At 62.1% G+C, this 26184-nt stretch carries 24 protein-coding genes and 1 pseudogene; 10 read left to right on the forward strand and 15 right to left on the reverse strand.

From position 1 onward, the window contains the following. Nucleotides 1-6: 6 nt before the first annotated feature. From EN807_RS26500 to EN807_RS26515, 4 genes are all read right to left on the reverse strand, one after another. Complete coding sequence (locus EN807_RS26500; protein WP_135937310.1) at nucleotides 7-1266, reverse strand: O-antigen ligase family protein; 1260 nt, start codon at nucleotides 1264-1266, stop codon at nucleotides 7-9. After that, a complete protein-coding gene (locus EN807_RS26505; protein ID WP_135937311.1) occupies nucleotides 1263-2798 on the reverse strand; it encodes an undecaprenyl-phosphate glucose phosphotransferase in 1536 nt (511 codons plus the stop codon). Before EN807_RS26505 ends, EN807_RS26500 begins: the two co-directional genes overlap by 4 nt. A 107-nt stretch (nucleotides 2799-2905) precedes the next feature. After that, complete coding sequence (locus tag EN807_RS26510; protein WP_135937312.1) at nucleotides 2906-4036, reverse strand: glycosyltransferase family 4 protein; 1131 nt, start codon at nucleotides 4034-4036, stop codon at nucleotides 2906-2908. Between the two features lie 5 nt (nucleotides 4037-4041). Beyond that, a complete protein-coding gene (locus EN807_RS26515; protein ID WP_127209626.1) occupies nucleotides 4042-4605 on the reverse strand; it encodes a polysaccharide biosynthesis/export family protein in 564 nt (187 codons plus the stop codon). A 359-nt stretch (nucleotides 4606-4964) separates the two neighbouring features. Between EN807_RS26515 and EN807_RS26520 the strand changes: the two genes are divergently transcribed. After that, nucleotides 4965-7154: an exopolysaccharide transport family protein gene (locus tag EN807_RS26520; protein WP_135937313.1), complete on the forward strand. Its 2190-nt coding sequence runs from the start codon at nucleotides 4965-4967 to the stop codon at nucleotides 7152-7154. A gap of 48 nt (nucleotides 7155-7202) precedes the next feature. On the opposite strand, the gene EN807_RS26525 is transcribed toward EN807_RS26520, so the two are convergent. Further along, a complete protein-coding gene (locus EN807_RS26525; RefSeq protein WP_135937314.1) occupies nucleotides 7203-8432 on the reverse strand; it encodes a GNAT family N-acetyltransferase in 1230 nt (409 codons plus the stop codon). A gap of 90 nt (nucleotides 8433-8522) precedes the next feature. Here EN807_RS26525 and EN807_RS26530 point away from each other — a divergent pair, with 90 nt between their 5' ends. Continuing rightward, nucleotides 8523-9578: a polysaccharide deacetylase family protein gene (locus EN807_RS26530; protein ID WP_135937315.1), complete on the forward strand. Its 1056-nt coding sequence runs from the start codon at nucleotides 8523-8525 to the stop codon at nucleotides 9576-9578. Nucleotides 9579-9721: 143 nt separating this feature from the next. Here EN807_RS26530 and EN807_RS36790 read toward each other — a convergent pair. Continuing rightward, nucleotides 9722-9938: pseudogene (locus tag EN807_RS36790) on the reverse strand (sulfite exporter TauE/SafE family protein); the annotation flags it as partial. 177 nt (nucleotides 9939-10115) lie between these two features. On the opposite strand from EN807_RS36790, the gene EN807_RS26540 reads away from it, so the two are divergent. The 4 genes from EN807_RS26540 to EN807_RS26555 all read left to right on the forward strand — a co-directional run bounded on the left by EN807_RS26540 (nucleotide 10116) and on the right by EN807_RS26555 (nucleotide 12574). Further along, complete coding sequence (locus tag EN807_RS26540; protein WP_135937316.1) at nucleotides 10116-10562, forward strand: thiosulfate oxidation carrier protein SoxY; 447 nt, start codon at nucleotides 10116-10118, stop codon at nucleotides 10560-10562. Nucleotides 10563-10577: 15 nt separating this feature from the next. Next, entirely contained in the window at nucleotides 10578-10904 is a 327-nt protein-coding gene (gene soxZ / locus EN807_RS26545) for a thiosulfate oxidation carrier complex protein SoxZ (protein WP_189522582.1), read from the forward strand. A 90-nt stretch (nucleotides 10905-10994) separates the two neighbouring features. Next, a complete protein-coding gene (locus EN807_RS26550) occupies nucleotides 10995-11309 on the forward strand; it encodes a c-type cytochrome (RefSeq protein WP_135937317.1) in 315 nt (104 codons plus the stop codon). Then, complete coding sequence (locus tag EN807_RS26555) at nucleotides 11306-12574, forward strand: NAD(P)/FAD-dependent oxidoreductase (RefSeq protein WP_135937318.1); 1269 nt, start codon at nucleotides 11306-11308, stop codon at nucleotides 12572-12574. The genes EN807_RS26550 and EN807_RS26555 overlap by 4 nt, the downstream gene beginning before the upstream one ends. Here EN807_RS26555 and EN807_RS26560 read toward each other — a convergent pair. The 9 genes from EN807_RS26560 to EN807_RS26600 all read right to left on the reverse strand — a co-directional run bounded on the left by EN807_RS26560 (nucleotide 12552) and on the right by EN807_RS26600 (nucleotide 21853). Further along, nucleotides 12552-14768, reverse strand: a complete 2217-nt coding sequence (locus tag EN807_RS26560; RefSeq protein ID WP_246684366.1) for a heavy metal translocating P-type ATPase — start codon at nucleotides 14766-14768, stop codon at nucleotides 12552-12554. The two genes, EN807_RS26555 and EN807_RS26560, sit on opposite strands and share 23 nt — an antisense overlap. Continuing rightward, entirely contained in the window at nucleotides 14765-15493 is a 729-nt protein-coding gene (locus EN807_RS26565; RefSeq protein WP_135937319.1) for a sulfite exporter TauE/SafE family protein, read from the reverse strand. The genes EN807_RS26560 and EN807_RS26565 overlap by 4 nt, the downstream gene beginning before the upstream one ends. Nucleotides 15494-15523: 30 nt before the next feature. Continuing rightward, entirely contained in the window at nucleotides 15524-15646 is a 123-nt protein-coding gene (locus EN807_RS37485) for a hypothetical protein (protein ID WP_281034079.1), read from the reverse strand. A 153-nt stretch (nucleotides 15647-15799) separates the two neighbouring features. Further along, on the reverse strand, nucleotides 15800-16024 hold the full coding sequence (locus EN807_RS26570) for a hypothetical protein (RefSeq protein WP_065007038.1): 225 nt from the start codon (nucleotides 16022-16024) through the stop codon (nucleotides 15800-15802). Between the two features lie 150 nt (nucleotides 16025-16174). Next, on the reverse strand, nucleotides 16175-17839 hold the full coding sequence (locus EN807_RS26580; protein WP_135937320.1) for a cbb3-type cytochrome c oxidase subunit II: 1665 nt from the start codon (nucleotides 17837-17839) through the stop codon (nucleotides 16175-16177). Continuing rightward, nucleotides 17836-19278, reverse strand: a complete 1443-nt coding sequence (locus EN807_RS26585) for a cbb3-type cytochrome c oxidase subunit I (protein WP_135937391.1) — start codon at nucleotides 19276-19278, stop codon at nucleotides 17836-17838. The genes EN807_RS26580 and EN807_RS26585 overlap by 4 nt, the downstream gene beginning before the upstream one ends. 145 nt (nucleotides 19279-19423) lie before the next feature. Continuing rightward, entirely contained in the window at nucleotides 19424-19888 is a 465-nt protein-coding gene (locus tag EN807_RS26590; RefSeq protein WP_246684372.1) for a hypothetical protein, read from the reverse strand. A 12-nt stretch (nucleotides 19889-19900) separates the two neighbouring features. Next, nucleotides 19901-21046, reverse strand: coding sequence for a metallophosphoesterase (locus EN807_RS26595; protein WP_135937321.1), 1146 nt, complete (start codon nucleotides 21044-21046; stop codon nucleotides 19901-19903). A 90-nt stretch (nucleotides 21047-21136) separates the two neighbouring features. Next, nucleotides 21137-21853: a carboxypeptidase regulatory-like domain-containing protein gene (locus EN807_RS26600; protein ID WP_246684374.1), complete on the reverse strand. Its 717-nt coding sequence runs from the start codon at nucleotides 21851-21853 to the stop codon at nucleotides 21137-21139. A 172-nt stretch (nucleotides 21854-22025) separates the two neighbouring features. Here EN807_RS26600 and EN807_RS26605 point away from each other — a divergent pair, with 172 nt between their 5' ends. The 4 genes from EN807_RS26605 (at nucleotide 22026) to groL (ending at nucleotide 26094) form a co-directional block, all read left to right on the forward strand. Beyond that, nucleotides 22026-22631 (forward strand): SCO family protein, encoded by a 606-nt coding sequence (locus tag EN807_RS26605; RefSeq protein WP_135937322.1) that lies wholly within the window; start codon nucleotides 22026-22028, stop codon nucleotides 22629-22631. Nucleotides 22632-22711: 80 nt separating this feature from the next. Continuing rightward, nucleotides 22712-22954, forward strand: coding sequence for a hypothetical protein (locus EN807_RS26610; RefSeq protein WP_135937323.1), 243 nt, complete (start codon nucleotides 22712-22714; stop codon nucleotides 22952-22954). A gap of 173 nt (nucleotides 22955-23127) precedes the next feature. Continuing rightward, on the forward strand, nucleotides 23128-24396 hold the full coding sequence (gene hemA / locus EN807_RS26615) for a 5-aminolevulinate synthase (RefSeq protein WP_135937394.1): 1269 nt from the start codon (nucleotides 23128-23130) through the stop codon (nucleotides 24394-24396). Nucleotides 24397-24450: 54 nt separating this feature from the next. Next, nucleotides 24451-26094 (forward strand): chaperonin GroEL, encoded by a 1644-nt coding sequence (gene groL, locus EN807_RS26620; RefSeq protein WP_135937324.1) that lies wholly within the window; start codon nucleotides 24451-24453, stop codon nucleotides 26092-26094. Nucleotides 26095-26184: the final 90 nt, after the last annotated feature.

A 26184-nucleotide genomic window follows, 5' to 3' on the forward strand; every position in this document is an offset into this window, starting at 1 on the left:
AATCCATCATGCCTTAGCCGCCGGCGCGGTCAGCTCCACCGGCCGCAACTGCCGCTGATGGCGGTATTCGAGCGCGATGGCGCCCCAGATCAGGCCGAGCAGCAGGTAGACGTGGCGCCAGTGATCGATGTCGATGAAGGTGCCCAGCCCGATATTGCCGACGAAGGCGACATAGGCGCACAGAAGATAGGGCTGCCACGGCCTGTCGCGCAGGAGAATGCGGAAACCGGCCGCTATCGTCCAGCAGGTCAGCGTCAGGAACGACACGAAGCCGAGCCAGCCATAATCCATCAGCATCTTCAGCCAGATATCGTGCGTGTCCTCGCCGAAAATCGTGCCGAAGACGAGCGGGCCGATGCCGAGCGGATGCTCCAGCGCCATCTGGAAACCGATCGTGTAGCGGGCGAAACGGCCGAGGCGGGCGGTATCGTAGCTCTGTTCCAGCTGGGCACGGCTGGAAAACATCTCCGAGACGCCCGGCAGCTGCAGGATGACGAGCATCGCAATGACCAGCAGCGAGACGGCGGCGATGGTCATGACGACGACACGCAGCCGGAACTTGCCGCTGGCGCTCTGCAGGAACAGGGCGCCGGTAAGCAGGATCGCCGAAACGCCGAACATGCCCCAGGCGCCGCGCGAGAAGGAGAAGAAAATGCCGGCCGTGATGATCAGCAGCGGCACCGCTAGCAAGGGCGTGCGTGCGATAGGGCCTGTCAGCAAGAGATAGAGGAGGTAAATGCCGGGCATCACCAGGAACGGCCCGAACACGTTCGGATCCTGAAAGGCGCCGGTCGCGCGGTCGTATTTGGTGAAGATCTCCGCCCCGGGAAAGGCATGGAAATAGCCTGCTATGCCGAGCAGCGAGGTCAGCACCGCCGACATCACATAGGCCAGGAAAGTAACCCGGTAGAGGTTTGGCTGGACCGATGTCACCGAGGCAAAGAACACCGCGGTGAAGGCGAGGAACAGCGACACGGAGAGATAGAGCGGGGTGCCGGCAATATCCGACATCTGGGTCATCGAGATCATGCCGCCGATGTTCATGACCACCAGCAGCACCAGCAGCGGCGCCGCCGCGCGCGATATGCGCAGGCCGAACAAGCACCACACTATGATCAGCCCGACCATGTAGAGGTCGTATGGCGCCGGCTCGGCGATGACGAAGCCGGACAGGAAGACGCCGAGGAAAACCGCGCTCGACGCAATCAGCACGATCAGCTTGGCGTTGACTGCAGCCGGCGGCAGTTCATGCGCGACGGCGCTCAATAGGCATTTTCCGTATTGAGCAGCCGGATCGGTGTCAGGAACAGGATTCTCAGATCGAACAACAGCGACCAGTTCTCGATATAATAGAGGTCGTATTCCGTGCGCATGCGGATCTTCTCGTTGGTGTCCATCTCGCCGCGCCAGCCATTGATCTGGGCCCAACCGGTGACGCCGGGCTTGACCTTGTGGCGTGCGAAATAGCCGTCGACCACCTCATTGTAGAGAAGGTTGTGCGACTGCGCGGCAATGGCATGCGGGCGCGGCCCAACCAGCGACAGCGAACCGAAAAGCGAATTGAAGAACTGGGGCAACTCGTCGATCGAGGTCTTGCGGATGAAGCGGCCGACGCGGGTGACGCGCGGGTCATTCTTGGTCACCGTCTGCTTGGCCGTCGGATCCGCCTTGTCCGTGTACATCGAACGGAACTTGTAGACCTCGATGATCTCGTTGTTGAAGCCATGCCGCTTCTGGTGGAACAGCACCGGTCCCTTGCTGTCGAGCTTGATGGCGATCGCGGTCACCAGCATGACTGGCAAGAACACGAGGATGCCGACGATCGAGAAGACGATGTCGAAGGCGCGTTTGGCGACCGAATCCCAGTCGTTGATCGGCTTGTCGAAGATATCGAGCATCGGCACCGAGCCGATGTATGAATAGGCGCGTGGCCGGAATTGCAGCGCGTTCGAATGCGCCGAGAGCCGGATATCGACCGGCAGCACCCACAGCTTCTTCAAAAGCTGCAGGACGCGCGATTCGGCGGTCAGCGGCAGCGACACGATCAGCATGTCGATGCGGGCGATGCGGGCGAACTCGATGAGCTCTGAAACGGTGCCGAGCTTCGGATAGCCGGCGACGATGGGTGGCGAGCGCTTGTCGCCGCGGTCGTCGAAGATGCCGCAGATACGGATGTCGTTGCAGGGCTGCTTTTCGACGGAGCGGATCAGGACTTCCGCCGCCGTACCGCCGCCGACGATGACGGCGCGGCGCTCCATGCGCCCGTCGCGCGCCCAGCGCCGGATCAGCTTCGACATCAGCAGCCTCAGGCCGAAGATCAGCATGAAGCCGACGACGAACCAGGTGCCGAAAAACAGGCGCGAATAGTCTTCCGACATCTTCATGGCGAATGCCGTCAGCGCCATCAAGGCGAAGGTGCCGGCCCAGACCAGCAGGAGACGGCCGAAATTGGCGAGCGGCCGCATCAACGAGACGACCTGGTAGCAGTCGGTGACGTCGAGCAGCACCACTGCGAGGAACGAGGCGGCGGCGATCGTCAGCGGGTATTGCCAGGCGAGATGGCTGAAGAAGCCGACATAGTAGAAATAGACGCAGAGGCCCGACAGCAACAGCAGCGCGAATTCGACCATGCGCAAGACGCCGCTGACCATGATCGGCGACATGGTATCGCGCCGGTATTGCGACGCGACCTGACGGGCGACGTCGTTCATCCCGCCAAGGCTATCGCTGTTGGTCGGGCCGTTGAATTTGCGCACCGCGTCTATCGAAAAGCGGCGTGCGGGATCGATCTCGTTCATGGGTGCATCCGCAAAGCTTCCCTCAGGTGAATAGCAACAGAGAGCTAAGAAACCCTTGAAACAACAGGTGGCTTTGGAGAAGCTTTGGGGTTAGCGCCCTTTTGGGGTTACCGCTTGAGCGCGGCGAAATAGGCCGTCTCGATCGCGGCGGCCATCACGTCGGCGCCGAATCGCGTCTTGAGGTCGGCGGTGTCGGGCATCAGGCTGCCGTAGGCATTGAGGTCGGCCAGCGCCGCGCTCATCTTGTTGCTGAGTTCGCGCGGGTCAGGCCGGATCAGGGCAGGGGAGCCGGCGCCAAAGATTTCCGGGATGCCGCCGACGGCGGTGGCGATCATTGATTTGCCGGCGGCGAGCGTTTCCAGAACGATGTAAGGCATGGCTTCCGCACGCGAGGGAACGATAACCAGTTCGGCCAGCGCGAAGGCTTTGCGCGCCGGCATCGGCGGCAGGAAGCGCGTATGGCCTTCGAGACCGAGCCGCTTCACTTGCGCATGGTAGCGCGGCAGGTCGTCGCCGTCTCCGACCATCACAGCTTTCACCGGGCGGCCGAGCCACGTTCCGGCAAGGACGAGCGCATCGATGAAGATGTCGGGTCCCTTGAGGTCGCGCATCATGCCGATATAGAGGACATCGGCCGCATTCTGCTCGGTTCGCACCGGCTCGAACTCGGCGGCGCTCAAGCCGTTGTAGACAAGGTTGTTCGGGATGGGCGGTTCGCCGACCTTCCTGTGATATGTCTGCCTTTCGTAATCGGAGACAAACAGAAGATAGTCGGTGAAGCGCGCCATGAACCGTTCGAGCGCGAAAAACAGCTTCCCCGTGGCGGTGGTCTCGTCATAGTGAAGAGAGCCGCCGTGAGGCGAATAAAGGCGGGCTACGCGAGACCTTGATACCCGCAACAATGAGCCGAACAGGCGGGCATAGGCGCCACCCTTGGCGCCGTGCCCGTGGAGCACGTCCGGCCGCAATTCCTTGATAAGCCCGAAGGTGCGCCAGGCCGAAGCGAGATCGCCCGGTCCGACATGCCGCTGCATTGGCGTCCGATGGATGCCGAGCGCCATTTTGCCCTTCATTTGCTCGAACAAATTTTCCTCAAAATCGCCACCCGTCGTCGAATCGCAGACGATGCCGACGGCATGCCCGGCGGCGACCTGCGCCTCGGTCAGGTCGCGCACGTGACGAAAAATCCCTCCGACAGGTGAGCGAAAGCAGTGGACGATCCTGAGTGTGTCCGCCACGTGGTCTAGAACAGGCGTTCGCGAACGTAGACCGTGTCGCCAGGCAGGAGTGGGTCGGAGGTGGCCACGCGACCGGTTATGACCTTGCCATTGATGTCGCGGGTGATGTCGACGCTTTCCTGGTTGGCGCGCGGGCTGAAACCGCCGGCGATGGCAATCGCCTTTTGCACGGTCAGGCCGGGAACATAGGAGTACTGGCCCGCGGCACCGACTTCGCCCATGATGAAGATCGGCCGGTAGCGGTCTATCTCGACCGAAACGTCCGGATCGCGCAGGTAGCCCTGGCGCAATTTGTCGGCGATCTCGCCTTCGAGTTGCTGTGCGGTGTGGCCGCGCGCCGGTACGGCGCCGACGAGCGGGATGGACAGGTAACCGGATTGGTCGACGCTGTAGACGTTGGTCAATCCTTCCTGCTCGAACACGGTGACGCGGACCCGGTCGCCGGCACCGAGGCGATAGGGCTGGTCGAGCATTTTATGGAAGGCGGCTGGCGCCGGCCGGTAGCTGGAGCAGCCGGCAAGCAACGACACGGCGAGCAGCGCGCGGAAGAGGGAAGCAGTGCTTTTCATGGCCGGACACGTACCTTCGACTGGCCGCTGTTACACCGCGGCAAACTCTGGGGATCGAGGTCCGTTATCATCCCGTTAGGGTTAATGGCCGGTAAAGGCGGGCGGCCGAAGCGGCGGCAACCGACAAAACACGGCCAGTTTTGATGCTTTGTTGCCGCTTGCGAGTAAAACCTAACATATACTTACCGCGATATTAACGGCTGAGTTACCATAGTTGTTTACGGTGCATCCTGACCAATGCATGTCGCCCAAAAGTGCGCAGCGGTTTTGGGACAACGACATGCATGAAAACAAAAGCTTAAAGCTCGTCGCATGAATCTGTTCAAACGCGACGTGCTTCAAGTACCGGAGCAGGATGCATGTCCGTTCAATCCGTGGCCGCAGATGTCGACGTCGATCTCAGGCAGCTCTTCGCAAGCCTTGCGAGGAATTGGCTGCGCATTCTTGTCGTGGCGCTTGTAGTAACCGGCCTGGCGTTCGCGCTCACCTGGCTCGCCACGCCGCATTACAGGGCCGAAACACGGCTTTTGATCGAGACGCGCGAATCGGTTTACACGCGCCCCGACGGCACCAATGACAACGACAAGCCGATTCTCGACGAGGAAGGCGTGACCAGCCAGGTCGAGGTTGTTTCCTCGACCGACATCCTCAAGCAGGTGGCGCAGAAGCTCAATCTGTCGCGGCTTCCCGAATTCGACGAGACGGCGGACATGCCGATGTTGAGCCGTCTGCTCGTCATCGCCGGCCTGAAAAGCGACCCCAACGAGATTCCGCCTGAAGAACGCGTGCTGACGAAGATGCGCGAGAAACTCAACGTCTATCGCGTTGAAAAATCACGGGTAATCGTCATCGAATTCTCCTCGGAAAATCCCAGGCTCGCCGCCGAAATTCCGAACGCCATCGCCGACGCCTACATCTCCGTCCAGGGCAATGCCAACATCGAATCGAATTCCGCCGCAACCGACTGGCTGGCGCCTGAGATCGCCGACCTGTCGAAGCGGGTTAAGGACGCCGAGGCCAAGGTAGCAAGCTACCGCGCCCAGTCCGATCTTTTGATGGGCGGCAACAATTCGGTGCTCGCCACCCAACAGCTTTCCGAACTGTCCAGCGAACTGTCGCGGGTGCGGGCCAATCGCGCATTGGCAGAAGCGACGGCCGACAGCGTGCGCAGGGCGCTGCAGAATGGCGGCTCGCTGGATGCGGTACCAGAAGTGCTGTCTTCCGAACTCATCCAGCGGCTGCGCGAGCGGCAGGTCGAGCTCAAGACCAACATCGCCGACCTTTCCACCTCCTTGCTCGACAATCATCCGCGCATCCGGGCGCTGAGATCGCAGCTTGCCGATCTCGACCGCCAGATCCGCAACGAGGCGGAAAAGATCATGAAAGGGCTGATGACGCAGGCGCAGACCGCTCAGGCCCGCGAAAACCAGCTTGTCGCCGACGTCAACACGCTGAAGGCTGCATCGGCGCGCGCCGGCGACCAGCAGGTCGAACTGGATGCGCTGCAGCGCGAAGCGACCGCCCAGCGGCAGTTGCTCGAATCCTACCTCACCCGTTACCGTGAGGCGTCTTCGCGCAAGGACAGCAACTATCTGCCGGTGGACGCCCGTGTCTTTTCCCGCGCGGTTGCGCCGTCCGAGCCCTATTTCCCGAAGATCCTGCCGATCACCGCTGCGGCCTTCGTCGGCTCGTTGCTGCTCATGGCGATCGTGACGCTTCTGCAAGAGCTGTTTTCGGGTCGCGCCATGCGGCCGGCCGCCGGCGCCCGCTTCGATCGGATCGAACAGGTCACTATGCCGGTTGCCCACGAACCGTCCAATCACGAACCGGCCGATATCGAAGACCTCGAGGATCGGGCGGCGGAAGCCCAGGCAGAGCCGCAGGCGGCTGGCGCGGCGCCAGCAACTTCCCCAGCAACTGGCGAGGACGTCAAGTCGGCGCGCCCCACCCTTGGCGAGGTCGAAATCGACAAGGCGGTGGAAGAACTGATCACAACCGGGGCGGCGCGCGCCATATTCGTGTCGCCGGAAGGCGACGAAGCGGCCGCCTCGTCGGTGCTAGTGGCGCGTGAGGTCTCCGACGCCGGCCTGCGTGTGCTCCTGCTCGATCTCACCGCCTCGGGCGCCGCCTCACGGCCGATGCTGGACAGCGGGCTGTTCCCGGGCATTACCAATCTGCTCGCCTCCGAAGCGCAGTTCAGCGACGTGATCCACCCCGATCTCTATTCGGACTGCCACGTCATTCCTGTCGGCACTGCCGATCCGGTCCGCGCCATGCGCGCCGCCGACCGGCTGCCGATCATCATGCAGTCGCTGACCACCGCCTACGATCTGGTCGTGGTCGAATGCGGACCAGCCGACGCGCAAGGCATCAACCGCCTTGTCGGCGAGGGCACCGAGGTCTTCCTGTCGCTGCTGGAGCCGAACGACGAGGTGGCGCAGGCCGCAGTCGAGTTGATCGAGAGCGGCTATCCCGACCTGACGCTGGTGACGCCGGTCGGCTATGAAACGCCAGGGACGCCGGTACCCGGACGACGCTCCGCCGCCTGAGACGGGTTCGATAATTCTGCTCGAACGCTCCGGAAATCTCGGCAGCGGTCAGCTGTCGTCTTCGCCCGCGGCACGTGCTGCCTGTCCGGCCGTCTTGCGGCGCAGCATCTTGGTCAGCTTCCAGATCGTCGGGCTGTTCTTGACGAAGGTTTTCAGGCGCGCGCCTTGCCGCAGGACAAACACCAGCGCGCGGCCCTTCATCGTCAGCGGAATCAGGACCTCGAAATGCTGGGTCTCGATATCGCACCACAGTCGCTTGTAGGGTTCGTCGCCGACCGAGAAATCATAGACATCGAATCCCCTCTCGCAGGCTTCCTCGATGTTGTCGAAGAACAGGAAGTCGCCGGGGCTGGCATGGGCGAGGTCGTCGTCGGCGATCGCTCCGAACTCGCAGATCAGGCGTTTTCCCGAGCGGCTCGATCCGGTGACGGCGCGAAGCTTGCCGGCGACTTCGAGCCCATGCAACACGAAGGACGGCTTGTCGTCGGAAAGCGCTTCGACGAACAACGCGCTGAAGAAAGCACGAACCTCCGGCTCACCGAAGACGTTGGGGATGCCCATCTTGCGGAAGCGGAACTCCTTCATCTCGAAAAACGCATCGAGCAGTCTGTTCGCCTCGTCCGCTGTCTGGGCCTCGATGCGGCGGTGGCTGCCGACGGCTTCTAACTTGCGCGCCTGCGAGCGGTGTCTCTTACGCCTGCGCTTGCCGCTCGCGCGGGATAGCAGTGCATCAAAGCCTCCCGCCAAGTCGACGGCCAGCGACAGGTTGGGGCTGGGAAAATGCGCAAGCGAGGCAAGCGGATTGGCAACGCCGTCGAGATCGGGCAGCAGCCGTTCCAGTGCGACGAGGTCGATGTCCGGCCGCGCCCTGGCGACCGCCGCCAGCATCGAGCGGATTGCCGCGCCATCCGCCCTGGTCAGCCAATGCGGGTCGGCGGCGGCGAAATTGCCGTTGGCATGGCGGCCGCCCATGAAACGGGCGACGCGGAACGGACCGCGGCTGGTGACTTCCAGAGCCAACGAAAAAGCCGGCCTGCCTTCAGCGTTCAGAGTCGCCAAAACAGTATCCGCTTCGGCATATTTGGCCCAGTTCAGGATCCAGGCCGGGCTCTGTGCCGGCGCGAACAGCGCCGAACGGCAGAACTCGGTATAGGCCGCAAGTGCCGCACCGTCGGCGACCGAGACCGACAGGCCAGGATGATCCGCAGGCAACGCGCGCGGCGCCGCCTCCATGGCTTCGAGCCGATTGCCGTCAAATGACGCGGTGGCGTCAACCATACCTCAATCCTTTAGGGCGTATTCACCGCGATTGGGGGCTCGCATAGGGCATTCCGTGCTTGGATGAGCCTAGGCGCAAAAGGTGAATGAATGATCGACGGGGGCGAGGCAATCCGGAAACTGGCGCTCAACGTCGTCCGCTACACCGGTCTTGCCCCGCTGGCCAAGTCGTTTGTCGGCGGCATCGGCGCCATCCTGATGCTGCATCGGGTCACCGCCACGCCGGAAAAGCCTGATAGCGTCAACCGGCATCTCAACATCGCGCCTGAGTTCCTCGACGCCGTGGTCGCCGACATGAAGGCGAACGGCTATACATTCGTCACGCTGGACGAGGCGATCGAACGCATCAAGGCCGGCGGCAAGGGTGGCCAGTTCGCGACGATCACCGCCGACGACGCCTACCGCGACAACATGACCGAGGCGCTGCCGGTGCTGGAAAAGCATGGCGCGCCGGTCACAATCTATGTCGCGCCGGGGCTGATAAACGGCGCCGCCGATCTATGGTGGGAGGTGGTCGAGGACATCGTCAGCGCGCGGGACCGGTTGATTCTGACCACACCGAACGGTCCGGTGACGATCGACTGCTCGACACCAGGCAAGAAACTCCAGGCCTTTACGCGCCTGCACGACTATCTGACGCTGGAGGTCCGCGAAGAGGACCAGCGCGCGGTGCTGCGTGAATTGGCGCGGTCGAACGCCATCGAGTTGAGCGCGCGCCAGAGCATGTTGATGAACTGGGACGAGATCCGCGCCATGGCAGGGCATCCGCTGGTGACGATCGGCGCGCATACGGTCAATCATCGCAATCTGAAGCGGCTTCCCGAAGCCGATGCGCGGCACGAGGTCGAAGACGTCACGCGCATATTGCAGGCCGAGCTCGGCGAGGCGCCGTGTCATTTCGCCTATCCCTATGGCTATGCCAGCGCGGTTGGCGACCGCGAAGTCGGCTTTGTCCGCGACGCCGGCTACGCCTCGGCGGTGACGACACGCCACGGCGTACTGCGCGCCGAACATGCCGGTTTCCTGCAAGCGCTGCCGCGCATTTCGGTCAACGGTCGCTATCAGAGCGTTGCCCATATCCGCACGATGCTGTCGGGTGTGACGACGCCGCTGGCCAATGCCGGCAAGATGCTTGTCACCATCTAGTGGTGAAAAGTCTGACACTTGGTACCGGTGGACGGCAAGAACCGACCCCTTGCGGACTATCCCTGATGGGGAGGTCAAGGGAACGTCGTGACCCTAACCCGTTCTTTTTCAGCCTTATCATGAATGTCGCGCATGCTTGTAAATCAGACATTGCGCTGGCGCGGTTCGAGCGCTCCAGTTAATTCGAGCGTCTGATAGCCGGCCAAGAGGGTGATCAGAGATCCGACAACCCGCAAGCGTCCTTTCCCTTGCCTTGACCATCTATCCCGACAGCGGTGCCGCAATAACGCCTCCAGCGATCAGGCCGGCGACCGAAGTTGGGTAGTCGCAGAATCCGCCGGCGTGCTCCCAACGGCCGGTAAAACAGAATGCATTGGTTTAAAGGGCGGCCATGGGCACTTCCGCGAGATTGCTCCAAGCGGTTGTCGGTGCTAAATTTCGCAGAAGCTGCCGCACTGATGTGTCCGAGTGCGCCGCCTGCCGCCGCCGATGTTCTTAGAGTGGCCTAAAGAGTGGCAGGGTTTGGAGACCGGGACGATGAGCTTGACGCGCCGCGATGTGTTGATCGCCGGGAGTGTGGGGTTTTCCGGGGTCGCGCTCTTCTCGCCGCGGAGCGCGCGTGCGAACGATGAAGCGCTGGATCTCGTCAAGCAGCTCACCGGACGGACGGCCACGGTGTCGGATCGCCTTCACCTGATAATGCCGGCGGCCTTCCCGACCGGTTACACCGTGCCCATGAGTCTTGACATCGACAGCCCCATGACCGAGGCCGACCATGTCAGGCAAATGCGCGTGTTCGCGCCGCAGAACCCGCTCATCGAGGTGGCCAGTTTCCACTTCGTCCCGCAACGCAGTCTGCCGCGCGTGTCGACACGCATCCGGCTTGCCAAACCCCAAAATGTCGTCGCTGTCGCCGAACTGAATGACGGCAATTTGCTGATGACCACGACGTGGGTTCGTGTCGCCACGGATGGCTGCGCCTGAGATCGGAGAGAGACAGTGACCACCCCGACACCACGCGTGATCGTGCCGAGCGCCGCGGCGAAGGGAGAGATTTTTCAGGTCAAGACCATCATCAGCCATGAGATGGAGACAGGGCTACGCCATAATGATCAAGGCAATGTGATCCCGCGCAAGATCATCAACAAGTTTGTCTGCCGCTACAACGAAACCGTGGTGTTCAGTGTCGATCTCCACGAGGCGATTTCGGCCAATCCGTTCTTCGAATTCTCCCTGCGCGCGACGGAGAGCGGCCGGCTCGATTTTGTTTGGGAAGAAGATGGCGGTGCCGTCTATGCATTGTCGCACCAGCTCACGGTTCGTTGAGATCGTGAGGCAATTGAACTGCGCGAATTGTGGTGTGACGAGTTGGGTGGGAGCGTGACCGCAAAACTCCTAAACAGACGGGCGTTCAGCATGCGCCCCGTCGTGGGATCTGCGATTGCCACAGGCTTCGTCCTGCTCGTCAGCCAATCCGGCGCGGCGGCGGGCGCCGATCAAGGCGCTCAACTCGCCGCGACCTGTGCGTCCTGCCATCGCCTTGATGGCCACGACAGAGGCATTCCCCCCATCATCGGGCTCGGCGAGGAGAGGCTCGCCAGCGCCCTGCTTGCCTACCGGGCGAGCCAGAGCCCCAGTCACATCATGCACGCTATCGCGCTCTCGCTCAGCGACGAGGAGATCGCAAGCGTCGCACGCTATGTCGCAGCTAGGGAAAGTAACCCGCCATGAAATCCTGGACGCGTCGCGAGTTCGGCCGCCTGACTGGAGCAGCGTTGCTAACGGCGCTCAACCAGCCGAAAGCGCGGGGCCAAGCCAAGGCGCGTGTCGTCGTGATCGGCGGCGGCATCGGCGGCGCAACGGTCGCCAAATATCTCGCCGCCAGTGCCACGGCTATCGAGGTGACCCTCGTTGAACCGCGGCAGAGCTACGCGACCTGTTTCTTCAGCAATCTCTATCTCGCCGGGCTGCGCCCGTTCGAATCGCTCAATCATGGTTATGAAGCGCTGGCAAAACAATATGGTATCACCGTCATTCATGAGTCCGCCGCGGCGATTCACCCGGCGGCTAAAACCGTTGCGCTGAACAACGGTTCAAAGCTCAGCTACGATCGTCTCGTTGTTGCGCCAGGCATCGCATTCAGGGATCGGGCGCTTGAGGGCTATGACGAAGCGGCGATGGAGATCATCCCGCACGCTTGGAATGCAGGGCAGCAAACGAGGCTGTTGCGCCAGCAACTGGAAAGCATGGAGGACGGCGGGCTGTTCGTGCTCGTTGCTCCGCCGAATCCGTTTCGCTGCCCGCCCGCCCCCTACGAGCGCGCTTCGCTCGTCGCATCCTATTTCCAGCGCCGCAAACCCAAGGCCAAAATTCTGATCCTCGATGCGAAAGACAGCTTCAACGCGCAGGACCTGTTCCAGGACGCTTGGAACCGCCACTATCCGGGAATGATCGAATGGCTACCGGCCCAGTTCACCGGCGGGGTCACAGCGATCGACGCGAAGACCCGGTCGGTGATCACCGCGGGAGCAACCTTCAAGGCCGCGGTGGCCAATGTCATCCCGGCGCAAATGGCCGGGCGCTTGGCGCATCAGGCAGGGCTCGCCAATCAGTCGGGCTGGTGTCCGGTCGATCCGGTCACCTTCGAATCGGCGCTGCAGCCCGGCGTCCATCTGGTCGGCGACGCGATCATCGGCGGGGATATGCCGAAATCCGCCTTCTGCGCCAACAGCCAGGCCAAAGCCTGTGCCTTTGCCATCGCGGCCGATCTCACCGGATCAGCGCGTTTCCCGGCGCATTTGTTCAACACCTGCTACACCTATCTCGCTCCCGACGATGCGTTCAGCAACGCCATCAGCTTCAAGCCCGTCGACGGGAAGCTCAAGAGCGTCATCAGCTTCGTCAGCAAGGTCGAGGAAAGCTCCGAGATCCGCCGGCAGGCTGCGCGCGCGGCGGAAGGCTGGTATGATGCCTTCACGCACGACGTGTTTGGCTGAAACGAAACTCAACTCCGCGCGACGGCCGGGCCGGCCATTGCGGAAATGCCGGCGCCATTGTGGGACGCTCCGCCCTGGTGCCGGATCGTTGCTCCGGGATCAGCGCTGGAACAGGATCGGGCAGCTGCTCCAGCCGCAGCGAATTCACCACCACGAGGATGCTCGAGCCGGCCATGACCGCCGCCGCAAGGATTGGCTGCAGAAGTCCGAATGCTGCGAACGTCAGCGCGACGAGGTTGTAGCCGAACGCCCACATAAGATTGGTCAAGATGGTCCTGCGGACCGCGCGGGCCACGTCGACGATCCAGGGCAGCATCCACAACCCGTCCGCAGGCAGCACGAGCGCCGCAGTCTCGCGGGCGAGATCTGTGGCGGAGCCGACGGCGATACCGACATCTGCGGCGGCCAGGACCGGCCCGTCATTCAGTCCATCGCCGACCATCCCCACCGAACCGTGGTCATGGCGGAGCCGATCCAGGGCCAGCCGCTTGGCCTCCGGCGAAAGGCCCGCTTGGACGTCCTTGACCCCGACCAGGGCCGCGATCCGCTCCGCCGCTTGCGCCAAGTCGCCGGTCAACAGCGTGGCGTCGAGCCCGCGCTCACGCAGGGCCGCGATCGCGGCCTGCGCCTCGGGAAGCGGTGAATCATCGAGCGACAGCACGGCGTGAACCTGCTCGCCCCAACCGACATAGACCACCGAATGACCGCTCGCCTCCAGCGACCGCGCATGCTCGGCCAGCGACGGGGGAAGCGGCCAGCCCAGGTCACTCATCAATCTGCCGTTCCCTGCCGCCACGGGCCGGCCTTCGGCGCTGCCGCGGATACCACGGCCGGGAACCGTCCGGACATTGCGGGTGACGAGCGGCGTGATGCCCCGCTGAGCGGCGGCTGCCGCGATGGCCCGCGCCAGACCATGCTCGGAAAGGCGTTCCAGACCGGCGGCGCGCGCCAGTACTTCGTCGATGCCGCCCTCCTCGCAGTCGACGCCGACGAGACGCGCTTTGCCCGCCGTCAGAGTGCCGGTCTTGTCGAAGGCGAGCAACCGGACACGCGCGAGGGTCTCGAGCACGCCGGGGTCGCGGACGAGGCAGCCGTGCCGCGCCAGCCGGCCGATGCCGAGTGATGTCGCCATCGGAGCAGCGAGGCCGACGGCACAAGGACAGGCAACCACCAGTACCGAGAGGCCAATCAGCAACGCCCGATCGAACGGCAATGACTGCGCCCAGTAAACGATCGTCAGCCCGCCGAGGGCGAGGACGAGCGGCACGGACACGCCAACGACGCGATCGGCAAGGCGCTGGGTTGGGCTGCGACGGCCCAGCGCTTCGCGCACCGACCGGCAAATCCGCGCCCAGCGGGTTGCGGTTCCGTCACCGCTGCTTTGGATCAGGAGCGGGCCGTCGATATTGATGCTGCCGGCAATCACCTTGGAGCCGGCGCCCTTTGTCACTTGCCGGCTTTCTCCGGTAATCACGGCTTCATCGGTGTTCGATTCCCCCTCGACAACCACGCCGTCGACCGGAATGCGCTCGCCTGGCCGGACCCGCACCAGCATGCCGGCCGACACCTCCCGCACCGGACGGCGGATCTCTGCCGCGCCATCGATCACGGTCGCGCTCTCGCTCTCTGCGGCCAGAAGAGGTTCGAGGTCGCGCGCTGCCCTGGCGCGGCCAACAGCCTCGAGATAGCGGCCAACGGTGAATAGCATCAGCACCATCACGGCGGTGTCGAAGTAGACATGCGTGCTGCCCTCGAACACGGCAAATGCCGAATAGAGGTAAGCGGCAGCGACGCCAAGCACGATGAGTGCCGACGACGTCACACGTCCCTGAATGCCATTGAGCCACATTTCGCGCAGATAGGGTCCGCCGAGAATCACCACCGCTGGCGTCGCGAAGATCCAGAGCAAAAGGTGAATCCACGGCAGCACGCCCGCATCGACGCCGGTGAACGCGTCCGAATAGAGGAGGAGGCTGAACATCATGATATTCATGGAGAGAAAGCCGCCTACGCCGAGCTGGATCAGAAGCCAGGCGGCTTCCCACTCCTCGTGTCTGCCGCTCTTCACCTGAAAGGCGATGCAACAGCCGTAGCAGCAGAACGCGCAAGCCTCACCGTTGAGCCTGCGCTCCATCGGGCGCACGCCGACGGGCAGCGAACAATGGCTACAGAGGATATCGCCATGCGCAGTCATGTGGGAAGTCCTCCCAGCCAGGCGTGTCCGATATGCGCGTCCGAGGGCAGGAGGCCACGGCCAAGCGTGATGAGACCGAGCAAAAGAATAAAGCCGCCGGCCAGCCGCACGCCACGCCGCCGCCAGACTGGGCCGAGTATCCGGCCGACGCCGCCCATCATCAACATCGCGGGAAAGGTTCCCAGTCCGAACGACGCCATGACGAGAAAGCCAGGAAGCGCTCCGGCGGTGCTCGCCGCCTGGGCGGCGAAGGCATAGACCAGGGGACATGGCAGGAAGCCGTTGAAAACGCCAAAGGCGAGCGGTGCGGCGCTGCTTTGGGCGGCCAACAGACCGCGTAGAGACCATGCAAATGTGCTGCCGCCAAATCCGGTCGCAAGGCGATGAAAGACCTGCAGCAAGCCGAAGAACTGCAACGCCATGGCAACCATGAGCAGGCCAGCGACGATCGCGAGAATTCGTTGTGCGACGTCGAGGGAGCCGTTCAAGAGCGGCGCCGCCGTTAGACCTTGCGTGGTGCAGATGACCTGACCGATCGCACCCGCGAGCCCGCCCAGAAAGCAGTAGGTTGTCAATCGGCCGGTATTATAGAGCAGGTGGCGAACGACGGTTGCGCCTCCGCCTCGCTGATCGCGGCCCAGTGCGCAGGCAAAGCCGCCGCACATGCCGACGCAATGAAAGCTGCCTGCAAATCCAGCGGCGAAGATCACGAGGTAGTAGATCATTGGCGTTTTCGCAGCGCCGCGTCCGCGCCGTTATTGCCGCACAAGATAGACAAGATAGACGATAAAGCCGACGGTGCAGCCGCCATAGATGAGGAAGCCGAGCATCTGCGGCAAGCCGGCGTCAGTGAGCTTGAAAATGGTGTCCTGTAGCATCCGCTGCTCCTATGTTAGCCGAAATAAAGACGAAGCACGTTTGTCGCCACCTCGAAGGCCAGAAAAAGGAGGTTCAATGCGGCGACCCCAAGGAGAATTCTGGCTACCAACATCTCCATCACTCCTGCCTTACCAGCCCTTGCGACAGTCTTCTTAGAACAGACGGCCGGGACCGAGCCCGCCCCAATAAACATACATGTAATACAGCCCCCAGGCGAACAGCAGGCAGTAGACGACGAGAAGCCATATGGGAATGAATCCCACACGCGCCTGTATCAGGCCGCCGGCATAGTCCTCCAGTTCAGGGTGCGAGCTTTGACGCACTTCCAGTTCCGGGTGCGTCGGGCTCTCCGGATCGCTGCTCTGCAGATCGCTCATTTTCCATCTCCCTTTCAAAAAACCCGTTGGCGGCTTTGTCGGTGCCGCTCAACGCGCCGGATAGGACGCCCCAGATGAACAAGAACAGGGCCGCCAGGCTCATCATCATGGCGCCCGCATAGGGTCCGGTAACTTCAAAACCGAGCATGGCTATCCTCCTGCGGGCGCCTGTTCCTCGCCAGGCGGCGCTGGCGGGCCGGACGCCGGCACCGCCGGATCGGGCACATACGCTCGCTCAGGCTTGTCAGCGACCAGCTCCAGATCGTTCAGCGCCGCGCGGACCTCCGTCTTGATCGAGAGCGGCTGCAGCGAGAGCGGGTCTTTATAGGCGGAAAGCGCCACCACGAAATAGGAAAGCGCCCACCGGTCCTCGTCGGGAAAGGAATCCCGATAGGACGGCATCGGCGTGCCGCTGAGGCCGGTAGTTATCGTCCGGAAGATGTCTTCGACGGCCGGGCCAGACTTGAACTGGCCGCTGGTGAGGTCGGCCGGCACGGCGGCGAACCCAAGATCATCCTTGAGGCCGGCAGCCTTCTCGCCGTCGCCCTTGCCGCCTTGGCCGTGGCACTCCCAGCACTTCGCCACCTGCCAAACCTCCTTGCCACGGTCCAGCATCGTCTGGGACGGGATCGGCGGGCGCCCGATATACAACGGTGGGCCAGGCGGTTCTTCGACGAAGAAAGCGTAAGGACTGGCGGGATCGGAACGGTCAACCGCTAGCTCATACTTGATGTACTGGATCACCGCCAGCCGATCGTTGAGCGGCAGTTCGTACCAAGGGGGCATTGCTGTGCCGCGGATGCCGCGAGTAATGGTGCGCAGCATGTCGCCGTCCGTGGGCAGGGGTTCTTTTGTCAACCTGAACTTGAAGACTGCGGACGTGAAGTCCCTGGGCCGCTGGTTAAACATAAAGGTGGCGGCCGGCCCGTTGCCGTCGCCTTTGGCACCGTGGCAACCGATGCAGCGGCGCTCATAGACTTCCTTGCCATAGGCAATCCATTCCTCGGAGCGCGGCATCGTCGCATCCATGACCTCCAGGCTCTGCGGCTCGAAAAGATCACGCCATTTACCCCGGTTCGTGCCGAGCTTCTGGAGGTAAGAAACGAGCGCCGCTACCGATTCCGTCTCCGCCACGATGCTGACGGTTTCCCCTGTGTATTCGTCGTTCGGCGTCAGGATGATCGGCTTTCTTTCGCGGGCCTTCAGCGGCACGAACAGCAACCCATACGCATTCGGCGTCAGCTGGATCGGTTGCTGGCTGTCGAAGTCGAACAGTCCTAGGGTGACCTCTGTCCTTTCCAGGGTCCGATTGCCAGCGCCGTCGTCAACGATACGGACCGCTGCATCGGGCTCGTGGAAGAGGCCGCGATACGGCGCCATTATCGAGTCCGGCACAAGCATCCGCGGATTGTAGAAGTGCGCCAGGTGCCATTCGTCGCTGTATTTCAGGCCGACGCGCGTCAGGTCCGGCCCGATCCGACGTGTGCCTAATAGGTGCGGCACGTCATAGGCGTATTCGCCCGCCTCGCTGACCGGTCCCCAGCGGCGGATCTCGCCGGTTACCGGCCGCACGAATTGCGAATGGCAGTACCAGCAGCCTTCGCGCAGGTAAATGCTGCGGCCGCGAAGCTGCTGCTCGGTGTAGTCCGTCGCCTCTGAAACCGTCCATTTCAGCTGGCCGAAATCCGTGCGCACCACAGAGGTCACGCGCGTAGTTCGCGAGGACGGCTCCACGAAGGGCAGCACGCCCTGCGTGATCACCGCAAGGGTGATGCAGAAGACGCCGGCGAACAGCGCGAAGAAGCGAACGTTCACTGCGCAGGCCCTCTCGCCGGGGCAGGGATAGGTGCCTCCACCGGCCCGCGGACGCGTCGCGCCTCAGCCGCCGGGCTGGTCAGCGCGGTCAGCATCAGATTCACCACCAGCAGCGACATACCGATATCCATGCTGATGCCTGCCAGGGTCCGCGCCAGCCAGTAGGGTTTCACCCAGACGAGCGAGTCGAGCCATTCGACCCCATTCATCCATTGATAACCCTGCTGCAGCCCGCCCGCTGTGAGGACCAGGCCCATGGTCGTGATGCCGACGGTGATCAGCCAGAACGACCAGTTGCCGAGCTTGAAGGACCAGAGTTCGCGCCCGAACAGCCGTGGCCAGGTATAGACGAGGCCCCCCATCGCCCAGACGACGAAGGTGCCGAACACGGTGAGATGCGAATGCGAGATGACGAAATCGGTGAAATGGGTCGGCTGCTGCAGCTGCCGCAGCGCCTCGGTCGAGCCCTGGAAGCAGCCGACGAGATACATGAGCGAGCCCATGATCAGGAACTTCGCCGGCAGGTTCCTGCCGAACTCATGCCACTTGCCCATCATGGTGCCGAAGAAGTTCACCAGCACCGTCCACACCGGAATGATCAGCAGCATCGACGTGACGACGGCCAAGGTCTCGGCCCAGTCCGCGATCGGGCTGTAGAGGTAATGGTGGATGCCTACGAATGGGTAGAACAATGCCAAGGACCAGAAGCCGACCAGCGAGAGCTTATGGGCATAGAGCGGATTTCGCGCGCTGATCGGCAGGAAATAATAGATGATCACGTAGCCCGCGGGCGTTAGCCACAGCCCGACGATGTAGTGGAGATAGAGGCCATGGAAGGCGGCGCTGTTGATGCCCGAGATCGTGTATGGCAGGATGAAGCTTCCAAGCACGAAGTTCATCGTCGTCCACACGAAAGTGGCGATCAGGTACCATAGCGCGACATAGATTGCCGGCTCGAGCCTTCGACTGATCGTGATCAGGAATTGCGCGGTAGCAACAGCCACCACGATGAAGAACGCGACCTTCGCGTAGAGCGGAAACTCTCCGGCTTCCAAACCGTCACTGTCGCCGATCAGCAAGCCGACCAAACCGGCAAGCGTTGCGACGTTCCAGACCCATGCGAGAAGAACCGACCACTCCGACCATATCACCCGCACCCCCGACAGACGAGGCACGAGATAGTAGCAAAGGCCGATGAAAAGCGTCGAGAAGGCGCCGAAGATGACACCGTTGACGTGGACCGGGCGCAGCCGGCCGAAGGTTAGCTCGAGGTTCCCCGATCCGAGATAGTCGGGGTAGTTGAAGGTGCTCGAGATCAGGACGCCGACGGATGGCGTCACCATCAACCAGAACATGCCGAAATAAAGCCAGGTCCGCACGACCCGATTGTCGACCAGCGCATCCAAGTCCACATTCGCGAACTTGCCGCGCAACTCCATTCCAGTCTCTGCCAACGCATAGACCTCCCCGCGCGGTTCCCGGGCCGCACCACTGCTTCAACTCCACCCTTCCCCATCGAGGTGTCACCCCGATGGGACTGGCTTCGCGCTCCCGTAAAGCCAGTACCCCCGGCTATCGACGAGACTAGTACTTGCCTGGCACCAGCACCGAGCCGGTGTTCGACCAGGTGATGTACGCCTCGAGCGCCTTCATCGCCTCCGATTCGGGATCGATCTTCTCGCCCTGGTTCGGTTTCTCGATGCACCAGTTAATCATGTCGCGCAGTGTCGCGAACTTGGCCATCGACGCCTGGAACTTCGGGAACGCCTGCGGGTGGGTATCGGAGGCCATCGGATGGCACATGGCGCAGGCCCACCCTGTGGTGGACAGCTTGACGCCCAACTGCTCCGCCATCGCCGCATCACCGTGGAACAGGAGGTCTCCCTTCCTGACCTCCTCCATGAACGCCTCTTGATAAAGTTTCAGCTGCTTTGGCGTCACCGGATCCTTGTTGGCACTGGCCGGCCCGAGGGCGACGGCAGCTGCGACGACTGCTCCTGCGACTGTGGAACGCCTCAGAATGCGCAGGAATGTTGGTGTGTTTATCATAGCCACCACCCTTTATGGATTTTCCCACGGGTACTGATTATCGGCGATGCGTGGCCGTAGGACCTCTCCAATGCTCTTGTCGTGGTCCTCCGGCGACTGAACGAAAACCTCCTTGCGGCCCCACATGATGTACTCGACGTCGACCTTGTCGTCGGCGTTTACATTCACGGTTTCCCAACCGACCCCATCGAAGTGATCGCCGGGGTCGACCCGGATCATCGGCTTGGTCAGCTTGGGGACGCCTTCCGGGGCATACGGCCACGGCCAGGAGGTCGCCAGCATGCCGATCGAGCGCATGCTGCCGATCTCGTTGTAGAGCACCTGGTGCACGTGACCATGGATGTTGGTAACCTTGGCATAAGGCTTCAGCACGTCATTCACTTCGCGCCAGTCGCGTACCCAGAAATTCCAGGGCGGGTAGTACTCGTACAGCGGATTGTGGCTGAAGATGACGATCGGCTTGGACTTATCCCAGTCGGCGAGTGTCTTCTGCATCCAGTCGAGTTGCTCGCGGCCGACACCGGCCCACGCGCCGGCAACCGTGCCGTCGAGGGTAGCCATGTGGCCCATGCGCTCCTCTGGCGTCATCTTCTTCGCTGTCCAGTAGTCCGGTCCCCGGCTGACCGTATCGAGCCCGATGAAGCGCACGCCTTTGTGATCGAAGGTCCAGTTGGGTTGGCCGAACAACTCGCCCCACTTCTTGCCCATATCCAGATACCAGTCATGCTCGCCCGGGATGTAGTACTTCTTGATCTTCAGATCCTTGAGGAGCTCAACGCCAAGCTCAAGTTCCTCGATCTTTCCGAGTTGGGCCAGGTCGCCGCCGAAGATCAGGAAGTCGGCCGGAGGATCCATGGCCTGGACCTCTTGCACGGCGCGCACCACCTTGTCGACGAAGCGCGTGTTGAGGGATCTCTCGTAGAGATGGGTGTCCGAAATCCAGGCAAACTTGAAGGGCGCTTCAGCGGCGTGAGCGACGTCGATGGTGTTGAGCAGCGGCCACCACGCGAAGGTCTGGCCGACAGAAGCGGCGCCGAACAACAGCGATCTGTGAATGAAGGTGCGGCGGGTGATTTGAAGCGAGTCGTCGGGGCGTACTCCAGGCTGCTGCAGCACCGCATGCATTTCGCGCCGAATGCGGTCAAGCTCGTCAGACATCAGGGTTCCTCCTCAGTGCAGACCGTTTCTTAAAGCGTCGGCCTTCTCGCAGGAACGCGACCCTGTTGAATCAGTGGGTCGCCCATTTTCTTATTTTTTCAGTTCAATCGTCAGACTGGTGGCCTTATTCTCCTCTACCTTTACGGGCTGCTCGATAGGCCCGGTGAAGGGGTGGATCGCCACGAGCTTGTAGTCCCCAGGCGGAACATCGGTTATGCTGAACTTGCCGTCGGCGCCGGTGACGGCGTAGTAGGGATTGTCCACCACATAGACCCAGCCTTCCATCCAGCCATGCGCGTCGCAGTCGATGCGGACAGTGCCGGCCCGCTTCAGTTCGACGGGTATCCGCTGGCCCTTGTTGGGTAGCGCCAGGTTGAAGGCGGTGCGCTTGCCATAATACCCGTGGGTGTTGTGGAGCATTGGGTCGCTGTTGACCACCTCCAGCGAACCGGCGGGTATCATCTGAACCGCGGGCTCAAAGCGACATTTGAGGTTGTTAAGCTCAGGCGGCTTTCCGGGCTCCGGCCAAGCCTTTCCCTGTGCCACGTCGACCAGCTGCACCGCCGCGTTCAGCACGGCCTGATCGCTGCCGACTTCGATCAGCGGCTCCTCGCGGGGGTCGCCGCACACCTCGATATCCTTGGTGGGGATGATCTTTGTTGTCGGCACGTCGCCGCGGTAGACGATCGTACCCTCGACCGTTCCGCCTCCCGTGACCGGACCCACTTCGTAGGCTTGCGCAGGCGCGGACATTGTCGCAACGAAAGTGATCGCCGCTAGCCCACTCATCAATTCGCGAATTGTCATAGCCACCTCCTTCATCTGGATGAGGGGCAACATTTTAAAATAGGGCCAAACCAGTACCATGTCTAGCCATTCAGCAAAAAAATATGATAAGGTTCGGCAGTTTAGGCGAGTTTGCTAGTCGCAAACGTCGCCGGGGTTTGGAGCGTCTTTCTCGAGGTACCGGAGGTACTTGATGAGCCGACGGCATGAACTCCTCGCTCCGGGCCTACGGTCCCTCATATCCCGCTTCTGCATCATATTCGCAGCGAGCCTGTCGATCTGCCAACCGCTCGTGCGGGCTGACGCGGCGCCGGTCACGGTCGGTGGCCCATTCACGCTCACGGCACCGGACGGAGCGACGGTCACCGATGAGACTTATCGCGGCAAATGGCTGCTGGTTTTCTTCGGCTATACGTCTTGTCCGGACATCTGTCCGACGACGCTGTCCTCAATCGCCGCGGCGATGGAGGAACTCGGCCCCGATGCCGCCAAACTGCAGCCGCTCTTCATCACCGTCGATCCAGAACGCGACACGCCTGAGGTGATGGGAAGCTTTACCGCGGCGTTCGATCCGCGCATCGTCGGACTGACCGGCAGCCCGCAACAGATCGCTGCGGTTTCGGAGGCATATGGCGCCTATGGTGTGGCGCGACACGGCGAGGCGGGCGGTGACGACTACCTAATGGATCACGGAACCTATATCTACATCATGAACCCACAGGGCCAATTCGTGGAGGGCCTAGACGCTGACACACCAAGCAGCGGCATTGCCGCAACGTTGGGTGAGCTGGTGCGATGACACGAGCCCTGGGATTGATGGAGATCACGACTATTCAGTTGATCGATCCATAGAAGTTGTCATCCGCAAGGAGAGCGGTCATGCAAAGACATACAAAGGAAGCTTCGGAGCTCAAGGCATTGATCCTCGCGGATCTTCACAAGGAGCCGGGATGCGAGCACGTCACCGATTTTATGATTCAACGGCTCGAAACCAAGGAGAACGGGGCAAACTGGACTGTCAAATATCTGGATCCTAATCAAGATAAGGTCTGTGAGACGATTCTGATAAACATCGCGCGAATGTTGCAGCTCAACTTCGACCTCCCTGAACGCGGGCCGTGAGGAACGATGCGAGCGGGATCGGCGCGCATCGCGCTTCGACATAATTCGTATGCAAGCAGGGGTATCTGGCGATGGCGAAACCCACAGCGTTGCACACCGGCAAACCAGGCGGCGTAAAGAACGTCATTGCGCTGCGGCGATTTGGACCTCCGACGACCGGAGATTCGGGCGATATGGTCGATCGGCAGGGGAGTATCTCGGAGCCAGGAATTACGAGTTATGACAGTTTCTTTGCGGATGCGATCGCGCGTCTGCAGGAGGAACGGCGTTACCGTGTGTTCGCGGACCTTGAGCGCATCGCCGGACGCTTTCCCAATGCCGTGTGGCATTCCCCGCATGGACCGAAGGACGTCGTGATCTGGTGCTCCAACGACTATCTCGGGATGGGACAACACCCAAAGGTGGTCGCCGCCATGGTGGAGACTGCTAGCCAACTGGGAACGGGAGCCGGCGGGACCCGCAATATCTCCGGCACCAGCCATCCGCTCGTAGAGCTCGAGGGCGAGCTTGCCGATCTCCACGGCAAGGAGGCAGCACTGGTCTTTACGTCCGGCTATGTCTCGAACCAGACTGGCATCTCGACCATCGCCAAGCTGATCCCCGGTTGTCTGATCCTGTCCGATGCTCTCAACCATAACTCGATGATCGAGGGTATTCGCCAGTCGGGTATGGAGAAGAGCATCTTTCGCCACAACGACGTCGATCATCTCGAGGATTTGTTGAAGACGGCGGGTCCGGATCGGCCAAAACTCATCGTTTTCGAAAGTCTCTATTCGATGGACGGCGACGTCGCGCCAATCAATCGCATTTGCGATATCGCCGATCGTTACGGCGCAATGACCTATCTCGACGAGGTCCATGCAGTGGGCATGTACGGCCCTCGCGGCGCCGGCATCGCCGCGCGCGACGGCGCCATGAACCGGATCGATGTGATCGAAGGCACGCTCGCCAAGGCCTTCGGCTGCCTCGGCGGCTATATCACGGGAAGTGCTGTTCTGATCGATGCGGTTCGTTCCTATGCTCCGGGTTTCATCTTCACCACCGCGTTGCCGCCGGCGATCTGCGCCGCGGCCACAGCGGCGATCCGGCATCTGAAAACCTCGCAGTGGGAGCGCAAGCGCCAGCAGGACCGCGTCCAGCGGGTCAAGGCGGCGCTGGGTGCCGCTGCGCTGCCGGTCATCCTGAGCGACACCCATATCGTGCCGGTGGCAGTCGGCGATCCGGCGCATTGCAAAGCGGCGAGCGACCTTCTGCTGAGCGAGCACCACATCTATATCCAGCCGATCAATTATCCGACTGTGGCGAAGGGAACCGAGCGGCTGCGCATCACGCCGACACCCTGTCATGAGGACATCATGATTGATCAGCTCGCGGCAGCTCTGTTCGATATCTGGAATAGGCTCGGGCTGCCACGGGACAATCTCGCCTGCACGGCCGAATGAAGCTTCGCCGTCGCCCGGACGTTCCTTGAAGATTAAGTCTTAAGGATCAAGGAAATGGCTGCTAAGGAAATCATGTTCTCGTTCGAAGCTCGCGACAGAATGCTGCGCGGCATTGACACCCTGGCGAATGCGGTGAGCGTCACGCTTGGCCCGCGGGGACACAACGTCGCGATCGGCAGGGAGCACGGCGCGCCGCGGGTCACGAAGGACGGCGTGACCGTCGCCAGAGAAATCGAACTCGACAACAAGTTCGAGAACATGGGCGCCCAGATGGTGCGCGAGATCGCAACAAGAACCTCCTATCAGGCCGGCGACGGCACGACCACCGCCGTAGTGCTCGCGCATGCGATCGCCCGGGAGGGCGCCAAGGCGGTGGCCGCCGGCATGAATCCCATGGACCTGAAGCGCGGCATCGATCTCGCGGTCGAAGCCGTCGTCGCGGAACTCAAAAACAACGCCACGAAGGTCACCTCGAACGTCGAGATCGCGCAAGTAGGCACCATCTCGGCCAACGGCGACAGGGAGATCGGCCGCTGCCTCGCCGACGCCATGAAGAGGGTCGGCAATGACGGCGTGATCACTGTCGAGGACGGGACGTCGCTCGAAACCGAACTCGAATTCGTCGAGGGCATGCAGTTCGACCGCGGCTATATCTCGCCCCATTTCATCACCAATCGCGCAAAGATGCGCGTCGAGATGCAGGATGCCTATGTCCTCATCAGCGAGAAGAAACTGTCCAGCCTGAACGAAGTACTGCCGCTGCTGGAGAAGGTGGTGCAGGCCGGCAAGCCGCTGCTCATCATCGCCGACGATGTCGAGGGTGAGGTGATTGCGGCGCTGGTGGTCAACAAGTTGCGCGGCGCTCTCAAGGTTGCAGCCGTGAAGGCGCCGGCCTACGGAAACCGCCGCAAGGCGATGCTGCAGGATCTCGCGCTGATGACCGACGGAACGATGATCTCGGAGGATTTGGGCATCAAGCTCGAGGACGCTTCCCTCGATATGCTCGGGCGCACCAAGAAGGTGATGATCGACAAGGCAAACACCACGATTGTCGGCGGCGCCGGCAAGCGGGCAAGCATCGAGGCCCGCATCGCCGAGATCAAGCTCGAGCTTGCGGAAACCACCTCCGATTACGACCGCGAGAAGCTCCAGGAGCGGCTGGCCAGGCTCGCCGGTGGCGTCGCCGTGATCCGGGTCGGCGGTGCCACCGAAGTCGAGGTCAGGGAGAAGAAGGATCGCATCGATGACGCGATGAACGCGACAAGAGCCGCGGTCGCGGAGGGCATTCTCCCGGGCGGCGGGGTCGCCTTGCTGCGCGCCGGCAGGGCGCTCAAGAAGCTCAAGGGCGGCAACGAGGACCAGCAGGTCGGCATCGCGATCGTCAGGAAGGCGATCACCTGGCCGGCTCGGCAGATCGCGATCAATGCCGGCCTGGAAGGCTCGGTTGTCATCGCCGGGATCCTCGAAAACGACGACAACGCCTATGGCTACGATGCCCAATCGGGCGTGTACGGGGATCTGGTGTTAAAGGGCATCATCGACCCGGCCAAGGTGGTGCGAACGGCGCTCCAGGGCGCGGCTTCGGTGGCGGGCCTCCTCATCATGACGGAGGCCATGGTGGCCGAAGTGCCTGGCCCGCCGCCGCCGGAGCTTCCCGGTCACGAGCATCATCATCACGATATGGATTTGGATTTCTGACCGCTTCGCGGTCGTAATCCGGGCTCGCGGCCATCAACAATGATGTCATCCGCTATCGAAGTGAGACAAGTCGTCGAGGATCACGGTATC

The organism is Mesorhizobium sp. M5C.F.Ca.ET.164.01.1.1 (genome assembly GCF_004792125.1).
Classification (GTDB): domain Bacteria; phylum Pseudomonadota; class Alphaproteobacteria; order Rhizobiales; family Rhizobiaceae; genus Mesorhizobium; species Mesorhizobium wenxiniae.